27 protein-coding genes and 1 other annotated feature are annotated in these 21,473 nt (G+C 32.9%); of the genes, 24 read left to right on the top strand and 3 right to left on the bottom strand.

Annotated features, from left to right (window positions below; genetic code table 11):
• The first annotated feature begins 1 nt into the window (after position 1).
• The 20 genes from LrDSM24759_RS02015 (at position 2) to LrDSM24759_RS01920 (ending at position 14,598) form a co-directional block, all read left to right on the top strand.
• On the top strand, positions 2-253 hold the full coding sequence (locus tag LrDSM24759_RS02015; protein ID WP_117117830.1) for a hypothetical protein: 252 nt from the start codon (positions 2-4) through the stop codon (positions 251-253).
• 49 nt (positions 254-302) lie between these two features.
• A complete protein-coding gene (locus LrDSM24759_RS07680) occupies positions 303-770 on the top strand; it encodes a hypothetical protein (protein WP_133297776.1) in 468 nt (155 codons plus the stop codon).
• Positions 771-1,352 carry a lipase family protein gene (locus LrDSM24759_RS02005; protein WP_117117828.1) on the top strand — a complete coding sequence of 194 codons (582 nt, stop codon included), beginning with the start codon at positions 771-773 and terminating at the stop codon, positions 1,350-1,352. It begins immediately after the preceding gene.
• A gap of 284 nt (positions 1,353-1,636) precedes the next feature.
• Positions 1,637-4,342 carry a type VII secretion protein EssC gene (gene essC, locus LrDSM24759_RS02000; RefSeq protein WP_117117827.1) on the top strand — a complete coding sequence of 902 codons (2,706 nt, stop codon included), beginning with the start codon at positions 1,637-1,639 and terminating at the stop codon, positions 4,340-4,342.
• A 12-nt stretch (positions 4,343-4,354) separates the two neighbouring features.
• Positions 4,355-4,765 (top strand): DUF5082 family protein, encoded by a 411-nt coding sequence (locus LrDSM24759_RS01995; protein ID WP_117117826.1) that lies wholly within the window; start codon positions 4,355-4,357, stop codon positions 4,763-4,765.
• Positions 4,766-4,781: 16 nt separating this feature from the next.
• Entirely contained in the window at positions 4,782-5,051 is a 270-nt protein-coding gene (locus tag LrDSM24759_RS01990; protein ID WP_117117825.1) for a hypothetical protein, read from the top strand.
• Between the two features lie 14 nt (positions 5,052-5,065).
• Positions 5,066-5,710 carry a hypothetical protein gene (locus tag LrDSM24759_RS01985; protein WP_157964225.1) on the top strand — a complete coding sequence of 215 codons (645 nt, stop codon included), beginning with the start codon at positions 5,066-5,068 and terminating at the stop codon, positions 5,708-5,710.
• Positions 5,700-7,397, top strand: coding sequence for a T7SS effector LXG polymorphic toxin (locus LrDSM24759_RS01980; protein WP_117117823.1), 1,698 nt, complete (start codon positions 5,700-5,702; stop codon positions 7,395-7,397). Before LrDSM24759_RS01985 ends, LrDSM24759_RS01980 begins: the two co-directional genes overlap by 11 nt.
• Before the next feature lie 6 nt (positions 7,398-7,403).
• Positions 7,404-8,330 carry a hypothetical protein gene (locus LrDSM24759_RS01975; protein ID WP_117117822.1) on the top strand — a complete coding sequence of 309 codons (927 nt, stop codon included), beginning with the start codon at positions 7,404-7,406 and terminating at the stop codon, positions 8,328-8,330.
• A gap of 20 nt (positions 8,331-8,350) precedes the next feature.
• A complete protein-coding gene (locus LrDSM24759_RS01970; protein WP_117117821.1) occupies positions 8,351-8,656 on the top strand; it encodes a DUF4176 domain-containing protein in 306 nt (101 codons plus the stop codon).
• Positions 8,657-8,978: 322 nt separating this feature from the next.
• A complete protein-coding gene (locus LrDSM24759_RS01965) occupies positions 8,979-10,148 on the top strand; it encodes a hypothetical protein (RefSeq protein WP_133297775.1) in 1,170 nt (389 codons plus the stop codon).
• Positions 10,149-10,161: 13 nt separating this feature from the next.
• Positions 10,162-10,854 carry a hypothetical protein gene (locus LrDSM24759_RS01960; RefSeq protein WP_117117819.1) on the top strand — a complete coding sequence of 231 codons (693 nt, stop codon included), beginning with the start codon at positions 10,162-10,164 and terminating at the stop codon, positions 10,852-10,854.
• 1 nt (position 10,855) lies between these two features.
• Entirely contained in the window at positions 10,856-11,299 is a 444-nt protein-coding gene (locus LrDSM24759_RS01955; RefSeq protein WP_117117818.1) for a hypothetical protein, read from the top strand.
• Between the two features lie 8 nt (positions 11,300-11,307).
• Positions 11,308-11,772, top strand: a complete 465-nt coding sequence (locus tag LrDSM24759_RS01950) for a DUF5085 family protein (protein WP_117117817.1) — start codon at positions 11,308-11,310, stop codon at positions 11,770-11,772.
• A 2-nt stretch (positions 11,773-11,774) separates the two neighbouring features.
• Positions 11,775-12,029 carry a hypothetical protein gene (locus tag LrDSM24759_RS01945; protein WP_117117816.1) on the top strand — a complete coding sequence of 85 codons (255 nt, stop codon included), beginning with the start codon at positions 11,775-11,777 and terminating at the stop codon, positions 12,027-12,029.
• A 224-nt stretch (positions 12,030-12,253) separates the two neighbouring features.
• Positions 12,254-12,496, top strand: coding sequence for a hypothetical protein (locus tag LrDSM24759_RS01940; RefSeq protein WP_117117815.1), 243 nt, complete (start codon positions 12,254-12,256; stop codon positions 12,494-12,496).
• Between the two features lie 64 nt (positions 12,497-12,560).
• Positions 12,561-13,169 (top strand): hypothetical protein, encoded by a 609-nt coding sequence (locus tag LrDSM24759_RS01935; protein ID WP_133297774.1) that lies wholly within the window; start codon positions 12,561-12,563, stop codon positions 13,167-13,169.
• 15 nt (positions 13,170-13,184) lie between these two features.
• The gene (locus tag LrDSM24759_RS01930; RefSeq protein ID WP_117117813.1) at positions 13,185-13,823 is read left to right on the top strand and encodes a hypothetical protein; all 639 of its coding nucleotides are present in this window, start codon (positions 13,185-13,187) and stop codon (positions 13,821-13,823) included.
• Between the two features lie 11 nt (positions 13,824-13,834).
• Positions 13,835-14,032: a hypothetical protein gene (locus LrDSM24759_RS01925; RefSeq protein WP_117117812.1), complete on the top strand. Its 198-nt coding sequence runs from the start codon at positions 13,835-13,837 to the stop codon at positions 14,030-14,032.
• Between the two features lie 2 nt (positions 14,033-14,034).
• On the top strand, positions 14,035-14,598 hold the full coding sequence (locus LrDSM24759_RS01920; RefSeq protein WP_117117811.1) for a hypothetical protein: 564 nt from the start codon (positions 14,035-14,037) through the stop codon (positions 14,596-14,598).
• 147 nt (positions 14,599-14,745) lie between these two features.
• On the opposite strand, the gene LrDSM24759_RS01915 is transcribed toward LrDSM24759_RS01920, so the two are convergent.
• The 3 genes from LrDSM24759_RS01915 to LrDSM24759_RS01905 form a co-directional block, all read right to left on the bottom strand.
• Positions 14,746-14,982 (bottom strand): type II toxin-antitoxin system mRNA interferase toxin, RelE/StbE family, encoded by a 237-nt coding sequence (locus LrDSM24759_RS01915; RefSeq protein WP_257575132.1) that lies wholly within the window; start codon positions 14,980-14,982, stop codon positions 14,746-14,748.
• Positions 14,983-15,058: 76 nt separating this feature from the next.
• A complete protein-coding gene (gene yidC / locus LrDSM24759_RS01910) occupies positions 15,059-16,054 on the bottom strand; it encodes a membrane protein insertase YidC (RefSeq protein WP_117117809.1) in 996 nt (331 codons plus the stop codon).
• Between the two features lie 62 nt (positions 16,055-16,116).
• Positions 16,117-16,392, bottom strand: coding sequence for an acylphosphatase (locus tag LrDSM24759_RS01905; RefSeq protein ID WP_117117808.1), 276 nt, complete (start codon positions 16,390-16,392; stop codon positions 16,117-16,119).
• A 100-nt stretch (positions 16,393-16,492) separates the two neighbouring features.
• Here LrDSM24759_RS01905 and LrDSM24759_RS01900 point away from each other — a divergent pair, with 100 nt between their 5' ends.
• The 4 genes from LrDSM24759_RS01900 to pheT all read left to right on the top strand — a co-directional run bounded on the left by LrDSM24759_RS01900 (position 16,493) and on the right by pheT (position 21,466).
• Positions 16,493-17,254 (top strand): TrmH family RNA methyltransferase, encoded by a 762-nt coding sequence (locus LrDSM24759_RS01900; RefSeq protein ID WP_117117807.1) that lies wholly within the window; start codon positions 16,493-16,495, stop codon positions 17,252-17,254.
• Between the two features lie 97 nt (positions 17,255-17,351).
• On the top strand, positions 17,352-17,702 hold the full coding sequence (locus LrDSM24759_RS01895; RefSeq protein ID WP_117117806.1) for a winged helix-turn-helix transcriptional regulator: 351 nt from the start codon (positions 17,352-17,354) through the stop codon (positions 17,700-17,702).
• A gap of 49 nt (positions 17,703-17,751) precedes the next feature.
• Positions 17,752-17,962 (top strand) — a binding site (T-box leader).
• Between the two features lie 34 nt (positions 17,963-17,996).
• Positions 17,997-19,046: a phenylalanine--tRNA ligase subunit alpha gene (gene pheS, locus LrDSM24759_RS01890; RefSeq protein ID WP_117117805.1), complete on the top strand. Its 1,050-nt coding sequence runs from the start codon at positions 17,997-17,999 to the stop codon at positions 19,044-19,046.
• On the top strand, positions 19,046-21,466 hold the full coding sequence (gene pheT / locus LrDSM24759_RS01885) for a phenylalanine--tRNA ligase subunit beta (protein WP_117117804.1): 2,421 nt from the start codon (positions 19,046-19,048) through the stop codon (positions 21,464-21,466). The genes pheS and pheT overlap by 1 nt, the downstream gene beginning before the upstream one ends.
• Positions 21,467-21,473 lie beyond the last annotated feature (7 nt).

The raw sequence follows: 21,473 nt of genomic DNA, 5'->3' as shown, positions 1-21,473 counted from the left end.
AATGCACAAAACAAGTTTAAGAGATTATAATATTCTCTCAATTGTGGTTTATAAAACCGATCCTAAAAAGGGAGCAGCTTATATTGTAGGAAAAAATGTAAAATTTCCAAATAGTTCCCAATCCTACGAAATCCTCGATATCTCCCGTGGAACCTACGGACTCCATCATAAATATGGCGCCACCAATGGAATGCAAACAATGACAGTTGCGCCAGTAGATAAAAATGGCAACGTTAATTATAGTCAAATTTAAAAATGTAGTGGTAATAAAGTAAATAAGAAGTTTGATCAGTTTAAATAAAATGAAAAAGAAGATTATAAAACGAATATTAATAATTTTAGGAATAGTAATAGGAGTAACTGGGTTAACAATAGTCAGTGTCCAAACAACGAATAGGGTTATTGAAAATAGGAAGGCAAAAAAGATGGAAGAAGCTAAAAAAAAGAAAATTAAAGAAGAGAAAGAACATAAAAAAGAGAGAGAAAAGATAGCATTGTGGGTAGTACAAAATATAGAAGGACCTGAACCTATAAAAAGTCTAGAAATTAGTGAAATTAGAAGAAATGGGATTGGCGGTACTGGTGGAAGTAGTGTAAGTGTAAAAATTAATAATAATGACAATAATAGTTTTGATTTAAGTGTTGATGGAGAAGTTCCAATGAAAGGTGGAGCATTTATATCTTCAAATTGTAAATATGAATTTACTAAAAAAGAAATAAAGTCTAGAACTTTAAAAGGAATAAAGATCGAAGAATGGAAGGAGAAATAAATGGATTTTTCAAATAATTTAATTGATAATAATTATTTGGCTAATGCTGTATATGATGTTGATCCTATTAAAAAAGTCTCAAACAAAAGGCCGCAAGTTGGAAAAATAATAAGAGGGAACAGTACGAAGTATAAAATCCTCGACATCTCCCGTGATGGAATTTATGGACCCCATCATAAATATGGCGCCACAAATGGAATGCAAGCAATGACAGTTGCGCCAGTAGATAAAAAGGGGAAAGTAGATTATGGGCATATTACCATTGCTTACGCTGGAACAAATACTGGAGATATAAAAGATATTTTAACTGATATAGAAAATGTGATAAATGGCTCTAAAGATTATGTTGGTCTTAGTGTTAAACAATCACAATTTACTACCGCTGATGGTTATATGAAATATATCAAAAATAAATATGGGCAAAAAGTTCCTAATATTAAGATTTCTGTAACTGGACACTCTTTAGGAGGTTCTTTGGCACTAGCAGTTGGTGGTAAGCATCACCTCCGTACTGTAGCTTTTAATGGGCCTTTTTTGATTCAAGGTCATGTAAAATTCTACAAAATTAATCAATCCTATTAGATCAATTAGTAAAAAGTTGATTTAATAGGATTTTATTTTGTAATTAAGTTTATAGGAAGTTTGAAATAGTGACTAGTTAAGCTTTATAATCTTTGTTTAAAAAGCAACTGTTATGTTTATTTATATTTAATATAAGTCGTTTTTAAATAAAGTGCTAGTACTAGTAAAGTTAAGAGGGAGTATTAAGAATTAAGATAATTTTAAATATAATCAAAGTTATTTTAATCTTTTAGACTTAAAGGGTGAATATTGTGTGAAGTAATTATGAAAAAATATTTTAATTTATTAGCGTTAATGATACTCTGTTATCATGGTATTTTTACCTAATCATTTTTATATTAGTAATTTATTTCTTTAACAAGAGTCGATATCACGCCAAGAATGTGACTGATCTCCATATTTTAGATCGTTGGCAAAAAGCAGACACTTCTAAGACTTTGGCAGTTCCACTTGGTCTAAGAGGAAAAGATGATGTTGTAGATCTTAACTTACACGAACGTGCTCATGGTCCCCATGGATTAATTGCCGGAACAACTGGATCTGGTAAGTCAGAAGTTATTCAAAGTTATATTTTGTCACTAGCAGTTAACTTTGCTCCTGAAGATGTGGGCTTCCTCCCAATTGATTACAAGGGTGGAGGAATGGCTAACTTATTTGCCAAATTGCCACACTTAATGGGAACAATCACTAACTTAGATGGAGCTGGAACTGAACGAGCATTAAAGAGTATTCGTGCTGAATTAAATAAGCGGCAAGAATGGTTCAGAAAATACCATGTAAATAATATTAATGCCTATACCAAGCTTTATAAGAAGGGTAAGACAATTACTGATCCGGAAGAAAAGAAAAATTATCCTGATCAACCGCTACCACATCTCTTCTTAATTAGTGATGAGTTTGCGGAATTAAAGGCTAATGAGCCAGAATTTATGGACGAGCTTGTTTCAACTGCGCGTATCGGACGTTCACTTGGGGTGCACTTAATCTTAGCGACGCAAAAACCAAGTGGGGTAGTTAATGATCAAATCTGGTCTAACTCACGCTTCAAAATTGCGCTTAAAGTTGCTGAACCAGCAGATTCTAAAGAAATTATTCACACACCAGATGCTGCTTCCATTACTCAACCGGGCCGTGCTTACTTGCAAGTTGGTAACAATGAAATTTATGAATTATTCCAAACTGCTTATAGTGGTGCAACCTATCAACCTGATAGAGAAGAAGATCAAAAAGTGGATAACCGAATTTGGATGATTAATCACTTAGGACAAGCAGAATTATTAACAACTGACTTATCTGAAGAAGATCAAGAAGAACAAGTTGATGAAGATATTACTCAACTTGATGCTGTTGTAGATGAAGTAGTTAAGGAAAGTAAAGTAGCCAAGTCAGTAATTCCATTGAAGCCATGGTTGCCACCACTTAAGGAAGTGATTCATGGTCCAGAAATAAACTGGCGTGAAGAATGGCAAAAGAAGTGTACTTTATCTGTTCCATTTGGATTGTTAGACATTCCAAGTCATCAAGAGCAAAAGCCTATGAATTTTGATTTGGCCGAATTCTCACCAGCTGTTTTAATTGGAAGTTCTGGCTATGGTAAATCCATGGCTTTACAGACTTTAATTTTAAATTTGGCAAAAGAAAATTCTCCTGAACAAATGCAATTCTATTTACTTGATTTTGGAACTAATGGACTATTGCCTTTGGCACAATTACCACATGTAGGAGATATTGCAAGTTTTGAAAACATTGAAAAATTAAATAAGATGCTTAAACGCTTAAGTTCATTAATTGATGAGCGTAAAGGACTCTTACAAGAAAATGGAGTATCTACACTAGAACAATATGAAAATCTTCTACAAATAAAATTACCAGTAATTGTTGTGGCCCTTGATGCTTATGATACCGTTACTGAAAATGAAGATTATCGAGAAACTATTGACCTTATAATCACAAAACTATTGCGTGAAGGACAAGCTCTAGGCATTTATACAATAATGACCGCAAATCGATACTCAAGTTTTAGATTGACAATTACAAGCAATATTACTAAAAAGATAGGTCTTTACATGGTAGATGAAACTGCACCAAGAGACCTGCTTGGAAGGAATGTACTAACTCAGTCTGCTGTTCCTGGACGAGGACAAATGGAATTTGAAGATGAAGTCCTTGCGTTTCAAATTTATACTCCAATGCCAGATACAGATTCTTTAGAGATAATCAATGATATTCGTGAATTATCTACTACTATGGATCAAGAATGGCAAGGTAATCGACCTAAGAAGATACCAATGTTACCTGAAAAACTTGATCAATCAGGTTTTGCTAATAATGAGCAAGTTCAAAAAGCATGGCAAGAATTTAAGTTACCACTTGGATTTGAAATAGAATCTACTTTACCGTATATATTTGATTTAAATAGAGATGGATATTTGGTAATGCTTTATAATAGCCTTTCACAACAGCAGGGATTGCAAAAGGCTATTGTCACAGGTATAGATCACTTGAAAGGTAAAGTAAGTTCAATTCTTATGAAGCTTACAAACTCGGATGATAGTTTTACCAGTCATTTTGACACAGTAATTGAAGATGAAGGAACTAATATTGCAGATCAATTTGCAGATTTAAAAGATGAAGTTGAAAATCGTGAAGTGGATGGTGGCGGAATACCAATGCTTATTTATGTTTTAGGGGCTCATCAATTAGGAAATAAATTGATGGATTCAGAGGATGATTTCAATGACTTCCTTTTACGAGCAAGGAAGGTACAAATTTACTTTATTTTTGATGCTCCAGAAAAGCAATTCTTTGCTCAATTTAATAATGTAGTTAAAGCAATAAAAAATAATATCCCTATTGGAATAATTGGTAGTCGTTTCCGTGATCAAAGTAACATTGATATTGAAGCTAGTTATCGAGAACCACGTCTTAAACAAAATGAGGTTAATGCATTTAAAGGTCAAAGGGGTGTAAGAATTCAGGTTCTTAGTTAGGAGGTCAGAATAGTGTCAAAATCAGAAATTACAAATATGATAAGTGGTTTAGAGAGTCAGATAAGTTCATTAAATACAAAAAATAAAGATATTGATAACAAGATAGCAAAATTGAATAAGGTTAAGCGCAACTTGGCTCATGTCAGTGATCATTTAAGTAAATCACATAGTAAATTTGAAAAAATTAGTAATTCAAAAAAAGAAGATTTTTGTGGGCAACAACGTGATAAGGTTAACCAAAAAATAAGTGATGTCATGAGTGAAATTAATGCTTTAAAGGTTGATATTCTTGAAAAAGCTGGAGCCATTGAAATGAAAATTGTCCAATTAAGAGCAGAACAAGTGTGGAACAATACAATAATTGGAGGAATTTTAACTGACATAAGTTCATTAAAAGGCAGTTTGGCATTGTTAAAAAAATAAATGAAAGGAGAAGACTATGGTACAAACTGGAGTTAGACCTCAAGAATGGAATGCTACAGTAACATCTTATGGCAGAAATGTAAGTGGAATTAAAAAGATTAAAAAAATTAAGTTAAGCAAAACTACAATGACTCCGTTTACAAGTTTTAATGAATATATTAATGAAGTAAATAGTTCACTTTCATCTTTTAAATCCTATGTCGCTAAGCAACAAGCAAATATGTTACAAGTTGGAGAAAATAAAGTGACGGTTGATTCTCAAGGTGCAAATGATTTACGGGGTTAATGGGAGGACTATTTTTGGAAGAATGGCAATTATACGCAGATAGCTGTGGTTTTAAGATTAAAAGTTCCCACCTTATTAATTCATTTATAAGTTTATTAAAGAGAAAATCTACTATTGCAAATGATCTTTTAAATGCTTTTTTAAGTGGAGCTTTAGATTATCATTATGATCCACAAATTGGAACTGGGTTTAGTGTTGTATTTAAAGAGAAGGTAAAAATAATACGTCTTAATGATACTGTTGAGCTTACGAAATCAGAATTCTTAGAAATACTGGCTGTTGTTGATGCTTTATACTCAAAAATTTATCCTTTGGGAACGATTGTTGAAATAGATAAAGAATTATTAACAAGGGATGCTAAGGAAGAATTTCCAGATATAGATTATTATTACATGTCAATAATTGGGCAAAGAATTTCAATAGATAATAATACATATATTGATTATTTAGCTAGCTTCTATCCAAATGGTGTACGAGGTAATGGGGTGGAAAAACCAATTCCCTTAAATAATCATCTTGTTAAACGAGTAATTGGAGAGGGACCAGAAACTCCTTTAACCAAAAATTATGCTAATTATCTCAGAAAAGAGATTATTTCTAATGGATTAATACCAGTAAGTTATGAATTATGGATAAAAGGGATGAACAATGCGAATTGAGTTAAACGAAGTAAATGAAGCAAGATCAAAGTTAGCAGCTTCAGTTAAAGCAACAAAGTCAGATCTTTCAAGAGCTAGAACTAATGGTAACCAAATTCAAAGTACTGATTCATTAAAGGGAAAAGTAAAAGATGCGATAAATAATGAAATAGGCAATTATACGATTCCGTTAATGAATGGTTATGAAACTGCTGCGTCTAAATTACAAACAGAATTTCAACATCTTATTAATGAATTTATGAACATCGTCCAGGAAACAGATTCTAATGCGATTATTGATACTGATGCTTTAGAAAGTATGTCGCGAGATCTAAATCACGAAAGAGATAATGTGGATGATGAAATTAAGGATGCAAATAAAGCAATAAGTAGTGTTTCAGATATTATTGATCTAGGGAAGTTATCTAATAGTAAGGTAGATAGTAAAGTAAAATCAGCAACTAGAAAGATAAAGAAAATATCTGATAATATGGAAACCTTTAACAATGTAAAGGTTAAAGGTGACATAGATGCAGTAATGAATTCAGTAAATTCAACCTTAAAAGTGATTTCACCAACAGCCTCAGCAGCAGGAGCGTATAAGTCGATTTCGAATAAGAAGATCTTTGAATCCAAGAAATATCGGAAAATGATAAGTCAAGGAATCAAAGATAGTAACAAGATTTCAACGGCTTATGAAGAAAAGGATAATAAGGAATTAGATAAGACCTTTGCAAGTTTAGATAATGAACAACTAACGTGGTTTGGTAAAAAGTTACAAGGTTTTGGACTGGGAGTCCAGGGATTTTATGATGAAATTGATGAAGTTATAAAGCCGATAAAGGGAATCAAAGATGGAGTAATTAATTTAGATCAGACACTATATAAATTTTATAAAAAGGATGGAAAATTTAGAAAAGGACCCGCTATAAAAGGAGTAGAGTTTTTGTGGAATAAAGCATTAACTAAAAAATGGCTTAGTTCCAAAATTAAAGCAGGAAAATTATCTAGTTCTTTATATATCAATTTGAAAAAGATAGGTAATTTAAAATATATCAAAGCATTATCTGAGTGTAAGGGAGTTAAAGAGATATCAAAAGGATTGGATTTGGCAGAAAAAGTAGTTCATCCTGTTAAATCCTTAGTAAAAGCTTTTGAAGCAGATAATTTGTCTACAATAGTGCGTAAACTTAATTTTAAATCTATTCAACAAATGGCGTCTCCTAAAAAATTAGAGCAAGTAAAAGGATTATTAAATAAAAAAACTGCTGGTGCATTAGGATACTTAGGCAAACATGCTAAATGGCTTAATAAGATTTCTGGTAAAGGTGGTTGGGTCGCTGCAGGTCTCTTAAGTGGAATTAGTGCAGGAGCAGCTTATCTCGATAAATCGAATAAAAAAACATACCATAATTTTGGACATGCAGTCGTGCACACAGCAGTAGAGTCCGTAAAAAGTGCTGGTCCTATTAGTGGAGCGCTTGCTGGTGCCCAAGCAGGAAGTTTAGTTGGTGGGCCTGTGGGTATGGCTGCTGGTGTTGCAGGAGGAGCTATAGCAGGAACTGCAAATTGGATATGGGGAAAGGTTGATTCTAAAGGAAAGGATAAATTTTATGAAAACGTTGAGAATACGGTAGATAAAGGAGTAGATAAGGTTAAAAGTGTGGTTCGTTCATTTAAATTTGGCCCAATTCATATAGGAGGATAGAGAATCTTGAAACTAAAAAAACTCTTTCAAGGAACCTTTGAACAATCAAAGGAAATTATAATGAAAAGAAATTGGCTATTATATAGCAATGATTATAGAAATATAAATCATAATAGCTTTTTTACTCGTATATTTACAATATTATTATTTTTAGGTTTTATGTTAATGACCTGGAGTTTTATTTATTTATCTTTAGACAGTAAAGGAAAAAATTTAAATTTAGCGCCTAATACAGGAAACTATGTCTATGGAGTTGGAAGAGTAGTACAAGTAGTATTTTTTATTGTATTAATATTAGAATTGATGGTTTGCTTTCGAAGACTGTTTCCATTTAAAAATTTAGCAAATTTTATGAATAATGGATTCAATATTATGATTTTATGGATTTTATCTACAATTATTTCAATTTTGCCATTAGCTCTCGGTATCTCATTAGGAAATAGTGGAATTATTGCTACAATTGTGGCAGCAATAATAGTAGTAGATTTTGAAATTTATCATTTTAGAAGTTGGTTAATGGATAGTTTACAGAAAATGTATGGAACAAAAGAAAAACTGAATATTTTTGATAAATTTAACAAAAAATTATTACCGATAGATGAGTTTAAGACCTTCGTTAGATTAATAGGAATATTCTTTATAATTGCAATATGTGGAATATTTGAAACAAATGGTCAAGTGGGACCTTCTTGGAAAGAACGATTACTAATTGGTTTAATCGTACCTTTACTTTATGTAATCTTAATAGAGATATTACGGCTCTCTTTTTCTGCAAAGCTGAGTTGGTATTACATCAAAAAATACCCAACTGAATATCGACTTTATTATAAGATTTCTGATAAATTGTGGTACTTAGGAGAAAAGCGTGCCGCAAAACATCCCTCCGTTTATCGGCCAGAAGATGAAAAGAAAATAAATTCAAATGAAATCTAAAGAAATGAGGAAAGAATAAAATGACAAAAAAAGCAGATTTATTACCATTAGGTTCAATTGTTTACTTAAAAGAAGGAACAGTAAAGATTGTAATTGTCGGTAGAGGAACCGTAATTGAAGATGATCAAGGAGAGTTCTATACAGATTATCTTGGATTTGTTTATCCAAGTGGTTTTGAACCTGATGATGGAATTTTCTTCAATAATGAAGATATAGATAAAGTACTTTTTAAAGGATATGTAGATGACGATGAAGAGCGCTTCTTAGAAATTTATGCCGAATGGGAAAGCAAACTTAATATTCCAAAGAGAAAGTATGGAGAATAAATGTATTACGAGCATGTAAATAATTTTCATTAGACTGAAATTTAGTATCAAATTAGACAAAAAAGATATTTTATATCAAAAGGTATAAAATATCTTTTTTGAAATTAACAATAGCGCAGTTATAGACACTAGCACTGTAAATTCATTAAAAAGCAAACTTAAAACTAATAGTGTGGATTTAGATGAATTACATGATTCTGCAAAGAGTATTTACCAGAGTGTAGAAGAAGATGATATTATTAAAATTTCAAATCCAAGTATAAGTAAAATTAAAAATTAATTTTCAAAAGCAAAAACTGTGCTAACGCATACAAATAATTGGATGGATAATTTTAATTCCATTAGCGACCCGTACAAGGAAATAGAGGAAAAATTAGCTAATCAAAAAGTTGTAATCGGAAAATTAACGTCTGCATTATCAGGTGGCTATGCTCAAGGCTCTTTTGTATTCAATACAAAGTATCTACAAGATACAGAAAATTTTGATAAAAAGGTTAAAAAACAACTTATAAAGAAAACGCCCGCTTTAGATATTATTGATGGTAAAAATATAAAAGCTTCAGAATTAAATGATTTAGTTAATTTAATTGGTGAAGTGAAGAATAATGGAAATGATATTTTTAAAAAAGGTAAAAAATTTCAAAAAAGGTTTGCTGATTTATTTGTTGTAGCAGCCCTAACTAAAGATGATAAGGGAAGAATTGGTTTTAGAACAGTTGAGGACATGGTAAAAGCTTATGAGATGAAAACCAAAAAAACTGTTCCCAAGGTTATTATCAAATTACTAAAGCATATGGATCAAAAATATATTGTTGATCAATTAACCAAAGGATTAAATGAAAAAACTATAAACAGTACTCTTTCCAAAAAAAATATGAGAGTACTACTTAATATAAGAGGAGATATACAAGAGTATTCAGCAGATATTGCGAAAAAGCACTTGCATTTACTAGATGGGCATAAATGGTTTAATCCAGAATCCAAAGAGCATACAAAATTAAAAGTGTATGGTAAATCTGCTTTAAAGGCTGGAGTAGATAGTATTAATCCCGTATCAATGTTTAAGGAATTTAAAAATGCCAAAGGAATAGGTAAAACACTTCCATTTTTAAATATAGTATCTACAGGAGTAGATGTTAAAGACGGAGTAGAAGAGTCTCAGAGAATGGCTGATGAGCGAAAGCTAAAAGGAAATTGGAAAGTAGCTAGTGTGAGTGGCGGATTTGTTACAGATGCAGCTACAGATTTTGGTGTAGCGGCTACAGCCGATTTTGCTGCAAATATAGCAGTGAGCGGACTTTTGGCTGCCGGTGCGGCCGCAGGAATGACTGCAACCGCACCAGCATGGGTAGTAGGTGGCGCAGTAGCTGCAATAGGAGTTGGTGCAGCAATGGGTGCTAATGCATTAGCAAAACATTGGCATGTAAAAGAGAAGGCTAAGAAAGCTTGGAACAATGTTCTTTCCTGGGGAATAAAAGCAATGAGTCATTAGAAGGAGAAGAATAGTGAATAAAAAGGGATTAAAAAAATATATGTACTCGTTAAGTAAAATGCATACTCTTACTAAGACCAGTAATTTTCATTGTCTAATGGGTACTATGATTGTGATCTTTATATTAGGACTAGCTGACAATGTAATGACGAATATGAGTGTGAGCTTTCAAGGTAAAAGAAGATTAATATTTTTCTTTATAATTGTTTTATTTTTTTTGGTGATAGATCGAATTTCTTGGAAAAAATATAGTCAAAGTAGGTTGGCAGGACTAATTGAAGTAATCGCTGTATATGCAGATATGATTATGTTAACGGAACTTTGTGGGGACGGGTTTGGTTTATCGCTTCAGACAATTATAATTGCTGTATTCATAATGTTTATTTATTTTATTTGCTGGTCTTTGATTGTAATTTGGTATGAAAGTAATGAAATAGCAGGTAAAGATCGAAAGTTCTTAAAGAATATTTATTACGGTATGGTATTAATTGGTCTTATTATAATGATGATATATATAATCTCTGAAAAAATAATATTTTTCTTGTTATCAGTTTTGATAATTGGATGCCAAATGGGAAGCTATATTTTTTGTTATGTACTTATTCTTAAATTTCCATTTAAACGAAAATTAGAAAAAGAATTCGGACCTAAGGATATTGAGGCAAATAGTATTTTTATAAATAAAAAGAAAAATAAGGAGAAATAGCATGGATTTAATTTCAGTACATGTTGAAGATATGATGACAATTGAAAAACATTTAAAGGGAGAACAATTTGCTGATTTAGTTGAAGATATAAGCCAACTTACTTTTGGAGAAGGGGTATATCAGATAGGTCCTACCATAATTTCTATTCCGACAGAACACTTTTTTGATAAAGAAATTGATTTTAAAGCTTATGTACCGGTTAGTCAAGAAGTCGAAGTTGAAGGTAGTGAATTTAGTTGGCAAAATGTTCTAGATATTCCTAAGGCTATTTCTTCAGAAATGAAATTTAATGATCAAGTTAGTGAAGAATTTAGAAAGCTGCGTCAATATCTGGATGATAATAATAAGCCTGTACCAGAAAGAATATTCTTAATTTTGACTCCCGTATATACAGATTACTGGGTAAATATTGTGGTGCCTTTAGAAGATGTAGTAGAAGAATAGGAAGAATTATGGTTGGATACGAACAAGCAATAACTGAAAAAAATGTAATTGAGTATAAGTGTATTGCAGATATGGATATGATGAATGAGGCATTCCAAGATTTTGCACAAACAATCAAGGATGCAGGTTATACTCCCGTAAAAAGTATTTTTTATGCCAATGGTGGAGAGATAGATCAAACTGAAAATATTCCTTTACAAATATTTGTACCCGTCGCAGAAGATTATCATGGAAAATTACCAGAAAACTTTATTTACCGTTCATATTTTCAAATTCGACATTTACTTTCAGTCCGAGTAAAAGGAATGACAAATTTAGATTTTGCACGCGGATTGGAAAAACTTGGGCAAGCTGTCTTAGAGACAGGAGATTTAGAAGATCCTAATACACCTACTTTTTTTGTTTTTCATGAATTAAATGGCGAAATTTATACAGATATTAGTGTAGGTTTGCAACGGAGATGGGAGGATTAACAATGAAGACTGGGGTAGTACCTGACCGATGGGAACAAACAGTGTTAACTGTACAGCAAAGTGTAGATAGTATCTCAAAAGTAGATAAGATGCAATTTAGTAAGACTGATCTTAAACCGTTTACAGATATTAATAAGGTAATAGATAGCTTTAATTTATCCGTTAGTGCTTTAAAGCAGCAAACAGACGGAGAAACAAACAACCTTTTAGGTGTTGGATATAATAAACAAACTGATGATGCTAATTATGGTAAGTAATTTTGTGAGTATTTTATAACATTCGTTATAAAATATTAATTTTTCTTATCGACTATGTATAGCCTGTAAATGGAACATGTAATAATAGTAATTACACATCACATCAAAGAGAAAAATGGGTTCGCTATGAAAGCAAGCAAAGTAAGGCCTTTGATGAACTAGATAGTGAAATTAGTGCAATAGAAAATCTGATTGATCAATATAAGAGCAAGAGTCTGAACGTGATGACAGGGTATCAAGAAGGAATGTTTAATGCCCAGATGTCTGATCAAACAGCTCAAGTATTAACCAATATGTACCAAAATATTGATTCAGATAGTAAAAAAGCAAAGGTAGCGCAAAAGAACATTAGTCATGCCATTAAAGATTATCAAAAGTTTATGGAAGCCAAAAGAAAAAAACTGAAGAAGCAGCGAACAAGCGAGATGGTTGGAGTTCATTGGCAGTTGATGCAGCGTTCATCTTAGGAGGTGCAGTTCTTACGATAGCTTCAGGTGGTACAGCAGCACCTTTAATTTAACGGCAGGAAGTATGTTGCTAGATGGTCTTCAAATTGGAGAAGATCTTGATAAAGCAACTTCTGGTAAGAAATATGGTTTTAATTTTATAAAAGATAGTATGGTCCATCTGGGTATGTCTCGAGAAAATGCAGAGAATGTTTATAGTGTTTTAAATATAGCAGCAGGAACTGCAGGTTCGGATAAAGCATTTAAAGGCCTAGTTAAAGATGGCTTTATGGTAGGGAAAGTAGATAAAGCCGCACCTGTCTTAAAAAATACGAAGAATTGGCTGAAGGGTGATACTAACAAAACTATCTTACAAGCAACAAAAGGTGATTTTGAAGCTATGGGTAGTAATTCAAAAATGGCAGTATCAAGAGTATTTTCAAAAGAAAAATATGAACTACCAAAAATAGTAGGAAAATCAGGATCAGAACTACATGAATATAATCATGCTGTAGTAATGTCCAAGTATGGACACGAAGGAATTAAAGAGACCATAAAAGAAGGAGCAAAACAACAGATTATTGATCCAATGATGGAATCTAGTAACAATGACAACAGTATTTCTGCTAAAGGTGCTAAGAAAACAACGGAAAAATTAAACGATAAGATGATAGATAAAATAATGGGTGAGTAAGAATTGAGGATTAAAATGATTGAATTAACAATAATGGATGACATAATGCGCCCAATTCCCAAAAGCACTTTATTACTAGTTATGATTATAGTTTTTGGTGTTTCAATAATTGCAAGTATTATTTTTGGCAATCGAGCAAGTAAACAAAAGACTGGAATTTTAGAAATACTTCTGTTTGCATTTATCATAGTAGGGTCAGTAATCATAGAAATGATTTTAATTGCTTATTATTTTCCTCTAAAAATGCACATTATTTCAAATATATTAGGTTTAACTGCATTTGGTTTAATTTTTTTAGTAAGTAGTTTGATTGTACTTACACTATTTTTAAAATATGTTAAAAAAAATCCAACTGACTTTATTTATAATAATGAAATTAATTTTGAAGCTGGACCAGTATTTGGAACAATATTCGGTTTTAGTATGGTAGGAATAATGATGTTAGGAGCAACAGGAACAGGTTGGCTGGAGCAAATCATTCCAGAATCAGTAAAAGGATTAATTCCTTTTTTGATTATTATCTCTCCACTTGTGCTAGGAATAGTAATAGCTATTAAATCACGAAAATGGATGCTTAATTTAATGACCTATGTAGTGAGAAAGAACTTACCAGAGGAAGTAAGAACAAAGTTAGTTGAAAATAATGAAGATTAAAGGAGTAAGAAATGAAAAAGAATAAACGTATAGGGGATATTATTTGTTATGTAAGCTTTGCAATAGGAATAATTGGCTTGCTAATTACCCAAAGTACTAGGGTAGGTATGATTATTTTTACCATTGGGTTAGTAATTAGTTGTCCTTTTTATCGTAAATATAATAAAGCAAGAAAAGCAGTAATTAAACAGGGTGAGGAAAAAGAATAATTATGCTGGGCGTACTTTTTATCATTATTTCACTAGCCTTAGTCATTTCCTATAATAAAGTTTTAATTCGCCGCTGGTTACAAGAAAAAGCTAATCTTGGTGAAAATATTTTGAATTTATTAGTTAACTTCGCCATTGCAGGCATTGGAGTTTTTTTAATCATTGTAAGGTCAAATGATATTTCCCAGCATCAAGTAGCTCTTAGTGGAGGATTAAGTGGAATTGTAGCCTCAATATCTTTTTTGGTTAGTAGTATTCAATTTTATCGTGGCTTAAGAAGAGAAATTTTGCAAAAGCCAACAGAATTCAGTTGGGATGGTCACATTGATCCGACGCTTTCTAATTTGAATGGAATATTTATGGCTTACTTTATTCTAGGGGTACAAGCTTTAAATCTAGGGCTAATCTTAATAGTCTATACTTATTTTGGAGCTAGTTTGTTAATTTTATTAGAATTAACTGCAGTAGTAATTAGTCAGTTAATCTTTGTTAAATGGTATCCACATCATTTTGAAAAGCAATTGGTGATAGTTCAAACAAGTCAAGGAAAAGATAATGGGGATTAATAGTCAAAAAGGTTCATGGTTATTCTCGTTTAAAGGAAAAAATTAAATAAATAAAAAAACAACTTAACAAATAAAAGTTAAGTTGGTTTTTTTATAGCTTGATAGTGTCTGACCTTCTTTTCTAGTTAGTGATTGTAAGATTTGAGGTCAATAGAGGAATAAGTTTACTTTTTTATGAGATCCAATATCAACGGCAACTAAAACTAAATCTTGATTATTAATTTTATAAATAACTAAAATATTATTAATTTCAGATGGATGATATCCTTTCGGAGTATCACGAAGATGAAATTCGCGGTAACCTGCATAATTTCCGATGAGTTCATGATCATGAAAATCTTCTTTAATATATTGCAAAAAACAATGTACTTTATTTCTCTGAATAGTCTTAGAAATTATGATAGAAGAGTATAAAAAAAACCATCAAAATGACCGAAAAGGTCAATTTTGATGGTTAATTTTAATTATATTTATCATCCTTGTTACGTTTTTGCTTACCAGCATTACGTGAACGTAAATCTTCATGAAGTTCTTGATTAGAAAAAGTTGCTGAAACATCATTACCATTTGGGGTATTACCACCAATGATATCGGCAATAGTTTGTTCAGTGACAACTTCTTTAATTGGTTTTTCTTTTAATTCCTTATCAACTTCTTTTTTAACGCGTGGCATCAAGATGAAAGTAGTAATAAGTTGTTGAATTACCATTACAACACCACCGGCAGCAAAGTAAAGGGCTAAAGCACCGGAATAAGTGATGGCGAAGAAGAAAGTAATCAATGGACTAATAAAAGCAGTTGTCTGCATGGTTTTCTTTTGTTCAGGAGATAAGCCAATCATTGAAAGGTAAGCTTGAATAACATAAAGAACGGTTGCAATGATAGCTAAGGTTACTGAACGTTGACTTAGTGAAATTCCATAAAAACTTGTTTGGGCAAGTTTACTTGAATAAGCTACAGCTTGATAAATTCCTGCCATAATAGGTAACTGGATAATTAAAGGTAAGCAACCCATACCACCCATTAATGAAAGGTTATTTTCACGATAGATTTTCATTTGTAATTGACTAACTTGCATCTTTTGGTCTTGGGTCAAGTTAGGATTCTTTAAAGTCTTTTGCACCAAACTAATTTGTGGTTGTAGACGTTTAGTACGTTCTTGCTGCTTGGTCATCTTGTAAGATTGATTTAAGCGCAGTGGCAAAACAATGAATTGGACGACTAAGGTAATTAACACAATTGCCCAACCAGCACCATTACTACCACCAATTTTGGCTTCTACAAATAGCATGATATTTTGTAATGGGTGACCAAATAAGTTATAAATCCAAGCATAAGGTCCAGAAGTTGGAGCTTGAAGTGCTCCAGAAGTGGTCTTTGAAGCACATGCACTAAGGAAGACCATCATGATTCCTAAGAGAGCCGCAATTTTTAAATATTTACTTTTAATTTTCATTAAATGAATACCTTTCTCTTTGTATTGAGTAAAGTTTACTAGTAATCTTAGTTTCAAGCAACTTAGTAAACAATGTTAAATGAATGAAATTTATCTTTTGCTGGAAGATCTTCCACGCTAACCCGATCAACTCTTCCTGCCGGAGTTGGGCAAGCCTTAACTTTACTGATAAAGTGAGCCAGCTGGAGTGAATTTCCTTGAGCAATAATTTCGACATTACCATTTGCTAGATTCTTAACAGTTCCTTTAACTTTTAAGTCCTTAGCAAGAAGTTGTGTTGCCCATCGGAATCCTACTCCTTGGACTAATCCTGAAACAATGATTCTTTTTGTTTCCATACTTAATTGCCAGCTTTCTTAAAATTAATTCAAATAAATTTTAACATGTTAATTTTCTACTGCGTACATTAAAATAGAAGTAAGAGAAAGAAGAGTAAAAATGATAGAAATCAATTCCGTTAAAAACACTAAAATTAAAGAAATAAAAAAATTATTACAAAAAAAGTACCGTCATGAAGAAAATAAATATTTGATTGAGGGCTTTCATTTAGTCCAAGAAGCATTACAGGGTAATCAGGCATATGATTATCTATTGGCTACTGAAAAAGCTTATGATCGCTTATTAGAACTAGCAAATATTGATGATCGCAAGGTAATCATCATTAAAGATGTAATTGCTGAACATTTGTCAGCTACGAAGAATAGTCAAGAAGTCTTTATGGTACTCAATATCAATCAACCTAAGACTTTTTCCTTTGAATATGGGAAGTGGGTCGTACTCGATAATTTAACTGATCCGGGTAATGTTGGTACGATCATTAGAACGGCGGATGCAGCTGGATTTGATGGGGTAGTTTTATCAAAAGAAAGTGTTGACCTTTATAATCCTAAAGTACAACGCAGTATGCAAGGCAGCCAATTCCATGTACAAGTAATTCAAATGCCAATTCTTGAGGCCTTAGCTAGTTTTAAGGCAAACGGCTTCCCAATTTATGTTAGTGTGCTGGATAAGTCTGCTAAGCAACTGAATAATTGTGCACCGGTTCCGCAATTAGCACTTGTAATTGGTAATGAAGCTCATGGTGTAAGCAAGGAAGTAGTAGCCTTAGCTGATAAAAAGATTTATATTCCAATTAAGGGGCAGGCTGAATCATTAAATGCGGCTGTTGCAGCAGGAATTATGATTTATCATTTTAGTTAAACTAAAGCAAAGGGGACTTGTTTTTAGTAAGTGGTTTTCTTATAATTAAAGTATATTTTAGCTTTAATGAACCACAAATACTTAGGAGGAAGCCAATATGACTGCACAAAATAAAAAAGAAAAAATAGATTGTAAAGATCCACAAGAATATGCTTTATGCGATCATTTTATTAGTGCTTTTGGAATTATTGGGAAGAAATGGAATGGCCTAATCATTTCATCTTTGTGTGATACTAATGCTATGCGTTTTAAGGATTTAGCGCGCTGCATTGATAAGTGTTCTGATCGTGTATTAGTAGAGCGTTTAAAAGAATTAGAACAGCTTAAAATTGTCAAACGTAATGTTAATGATGAGTCTGGAATCATTTCTTATTCCCTAACTGAAAAGGGCGTTGAATTAAAGCCAGTTTTTGATCAAGTCCATGATTGGGCTGATAAGTGGGCATAATTTAAGTTTGCAAGAATCTTTAAAATGCATTAAGATACTATCATAAACAATAAATGCGATAATCAAGATTAGTAGTGTTGATTCCTATTTTTAGCGAGAGTATGGTTGGTGGGAGTACTTAATAGGAAGACATGAATTTCATCTTGGGAGCAGAATCTAATCAATTCCGGTGTTTCCCCGTTAAACGAAAAGAGTGTGAACACGCACTTTTAATAGTTGCTGTTTAAACTAGGGTGGTACCGCGAAGCTTCGTCCCTTTTGGGACGGGGCTTTTTTTGTTGGAAAGGAAATAAGATGGACTTATTTGATCGATTAAAAGAAATAAAAGAAAAGGGAATAAAAAATATCCAAGATGCTGATAACCAAAAGGCATTAGAAGAAATTAGGGTCAAACTTTTAGGTCGTAAAGGTGAATTGACTGAAATTTTACACTCAATGAAAGATGTTGCCCCCGAAAATCGTCCCAAGGTAGGTCAAGAGGTTAATCAAATTCGTGACCTCTTCCAAACTTCTTTAGATGATGCTAAAGAAAAGTTTGTCCAAGCAGTTATTGCCAAAAGACTAGAAGAAGAAAAAATTGATGTTACTTTACCTGGTCGTAAAACTCGTCTTGGTTCAAAACACCCAATTAATATTATTTTAGATGATTTAGAAAGTTACTTTATTGGGATGGGTTATCAAGTGGTTCAAGGCCCAGAAATGGAAACTGACCATTATGTTTTTGAAATGATGAACTTACCTAAGGATCACCCTGCGCGTGATATGCAAGCAACTTTCTATATTAATGATGAAAGACTCTTACGTTCACAAACTTCTGGTGACCAAGCCCGAGTTTTAGAAAAACATGATTTTTCTAAGGGACCTTTGAAGATGGTAGGGCCGGGTAAGGTTTATCGTCGTGATGATGATGATGCAACCCACTCACACCAATTCCAACAAATGGAAGGTTTAGTAATTGACAAAAACATTACGATGTCAGATTTAAAGGGAACTTTAGAAATGATTGCTAAGCACATGTTTGGTCAAGATCGGGAAACCCGTTTGCGTCCATCATACTTCCCATTTACTGAACCATCAGTTGAAATGGATGTATCTTGCTTTAATTGTGATGGTAAAGGTTGTCCAATTTGTAAATATACTGGTTGGATTGAAGTATTAGGTGCTGGTATGGTTCACCCAAATGTTTTAGAAAATGCGGGCGTAGATTCATCAGTTTATGGTGGTTTTGCTTTTGGTGTTGGACTTGATCGTTTAGCAATTTTGAAATACGGAATTAATGATATCCGTGACTTCTATACCAACGATGTTCGTTTCTTAAAACAATTCCGTAAGGAGGAAAAATAATGCTTGTTTCATATAACTGGTTAAAAGACTTTCTAGATCTTGATATTGATCCCCAAGAGCTTGGCGAAAAAATCACCCGTACTGGGGTTGAAATTGAAACCGTAACTCACCCTGCTGAAGGTTTAAAAAAATTAGTAGTAGGTCATATTTTAGAATGTGAAGATATTGAAGGTACCCACTTGCACAAGTGTTTAGTTGATGTTGGAGAAGATGAACCAATTCAAATTGTTTGTGGTGCACCTAATGTGGCTGCAGGTGAAAATGTAATTGTTGCTTTACATGGTGCCCGCATTGCTGGTAATGAAAAAATTAAAAAGGGTAAAATTCGTGGAATTCAATCTAACGGTATGATCTGCGGTTTACAAGAAATTGGTTTTTCTGATAGTGTTGTACCAAAAGAATTTAGTGATGGTATCTATGTTTTTCCAAAAGATGCTGATGTTAAACCTGGTGAAGATGTCTATGAAGCATTAGGCATGAATGACTATATTTTAGATTTTGATATTACACCTAATCGTGCAGATACCTTGTCAATGGAAGGTGCAGCCTATGAGGTAGGTGCTATTTTAGATCAAAATCCTAAAATTGAAAATGTTGTCTTGAAAGAAGATGGCGATGATTGGACTGATCAACTTGAGGTAAAAGTTGATCAAGCTTTGGCACCAAGATTTTACTTGAGAAAAGTTAATAACGTTAAAATTGGCCCTAGTCCTTTATGGATGCAAAGAAGACTTTGGAATGCAGGTATTCGCCCGATTAATAATGTTGTTGATGTGACTAATTATGTCATGCTTTTAACTGGCCAACCAATGCATGCTTATGATGCAAAGACTTTTGCTAATGGCAAGCTTGAAGTTAGAAAAGCCCAAAAAGGTGAAAAATTAACCTTACTCAATGATAAAGAAGTAGAACTTGATCCTAATGATATTGTGATCACAGATGGTGACAAACCAGTTATGATGGCTGGAGTTATGGGTGGCAAAAACTCAGAAGTTGAAGCAGATACGACTGATGTTATTTTAGAATCAGCTATTTTTGACCCAACTTTAGTAAGAAAGGCTGCTTTGCGCCATGCTAATCGAACTGAAGCTTCAAGTCGTTATGAAAAAGGTGTTAATTGGGATAATACCCAAAAAGCTCTTGATATGGCTGCATTGCTTTTAAGAAATGACGCCGAGGCAACCATTGCTAATGGTGAAATTAAAGCCACTGATACTGAAAAGAAACCAGCAGTAGTTAAAACTACAATTTCTTACATTAATAAAGTTTTGGGAACTGAACTTACTGAATCAGAAATGAAAAAAATTTTTGATCGTCTTAATTTTGAGACAGCAATTAATGGGGATGAACTAGTTGTAACTGTTCCTAACCGTCGTTGGGATATTGAAATTCCAGCTGATTTGGTTGAAGAAGTGGGTCGTATTTATGGCTATGACAATTTGAAGTCAACGCAACCATTACTTGCTGAAACTCATGGTGGTTATTCTGAAAAAGAAAATCATATTAGACGCTTCAAGCAAATCGCTGAAGGTCAAGGTTTGATGGAAGCAATTTCTTATTCATTGACCTCACCTGAAAAGGCAGTGCGCTATAATCTTGAACCAGCTGCACCGATAGTTGAAGTGGAAATGCCACTTAACTCAAGTAGAAGTGCTATGCGTGAAAACTTAATTACTGGTCTAGTTGATGCCGCTAGTTATAATATGGCTCGTAAAGAAGATCAATTAGCACTTTATGAACAAGGTCGTACCTATGATCATGCCAATGGTGAATTTAATGAACATGAACACTTGGCCGCTCTAATGACTGGTGATGTGCTTGATGCTAACTGGCAACATGAAAATGAAAAGATCGACTTTTTCTACCTTAAAGGTCTTGTAGAAGATATGTTGACTGCCGTAGAACTCGATCCTGAAAAAGTGATTTATCAACCAGTTGATAATGTTCCCGGTCTACACCCAACTCGTAGTGCTGCGATGTATCTTGATGACCAATATATTGGTTTAATAGGGATGGTGGCTCATGTCGTAACAATGCCAGATAAAGCAATGCGTAACCATGAAATCTACGTATATGAATTAGATTTAGATGCTTTAATTCCAATGCTTAAAGATGGCATGAAAGCTAAGCCTGCGCCAAAATTCCCAGCAATTGAACGTGATTTATCACTCTTACTGGATAAGAATATTACCAATCAACAAGTGGTAGATGTGATTAAGTCCGCTGGCGGCAAATATTTGCACCAAGTGAATGTAATTGATGTTTATGAAGGTAGCCATATTGATGCCGGTAAGAAGTCCATCTCTTACAAGCTAACTTTCCTTAATGAAAAAGATACCTTAACTGATGAAGTGATTAATAAGGCAATGACCAAAATTAATGACGATTTAAAGGAAAAATTAAATATTATTGTTCGTTAAATTTGGT

This window comes from Lactobacillus rodentium (assembly GCF_003423665.1).
GTDB classification, from domain to species: domain Bacteria; phylum Bacillota; class Bacilli; order Lactobacillales; family Lactobacillaceae; genus Lactobacillus; species Lactobacillus rodentium.
Note: the sequence above shows the minus strand (reverse complement) of the source record. Positions and strands in the feature narration are given on the sequence as shown.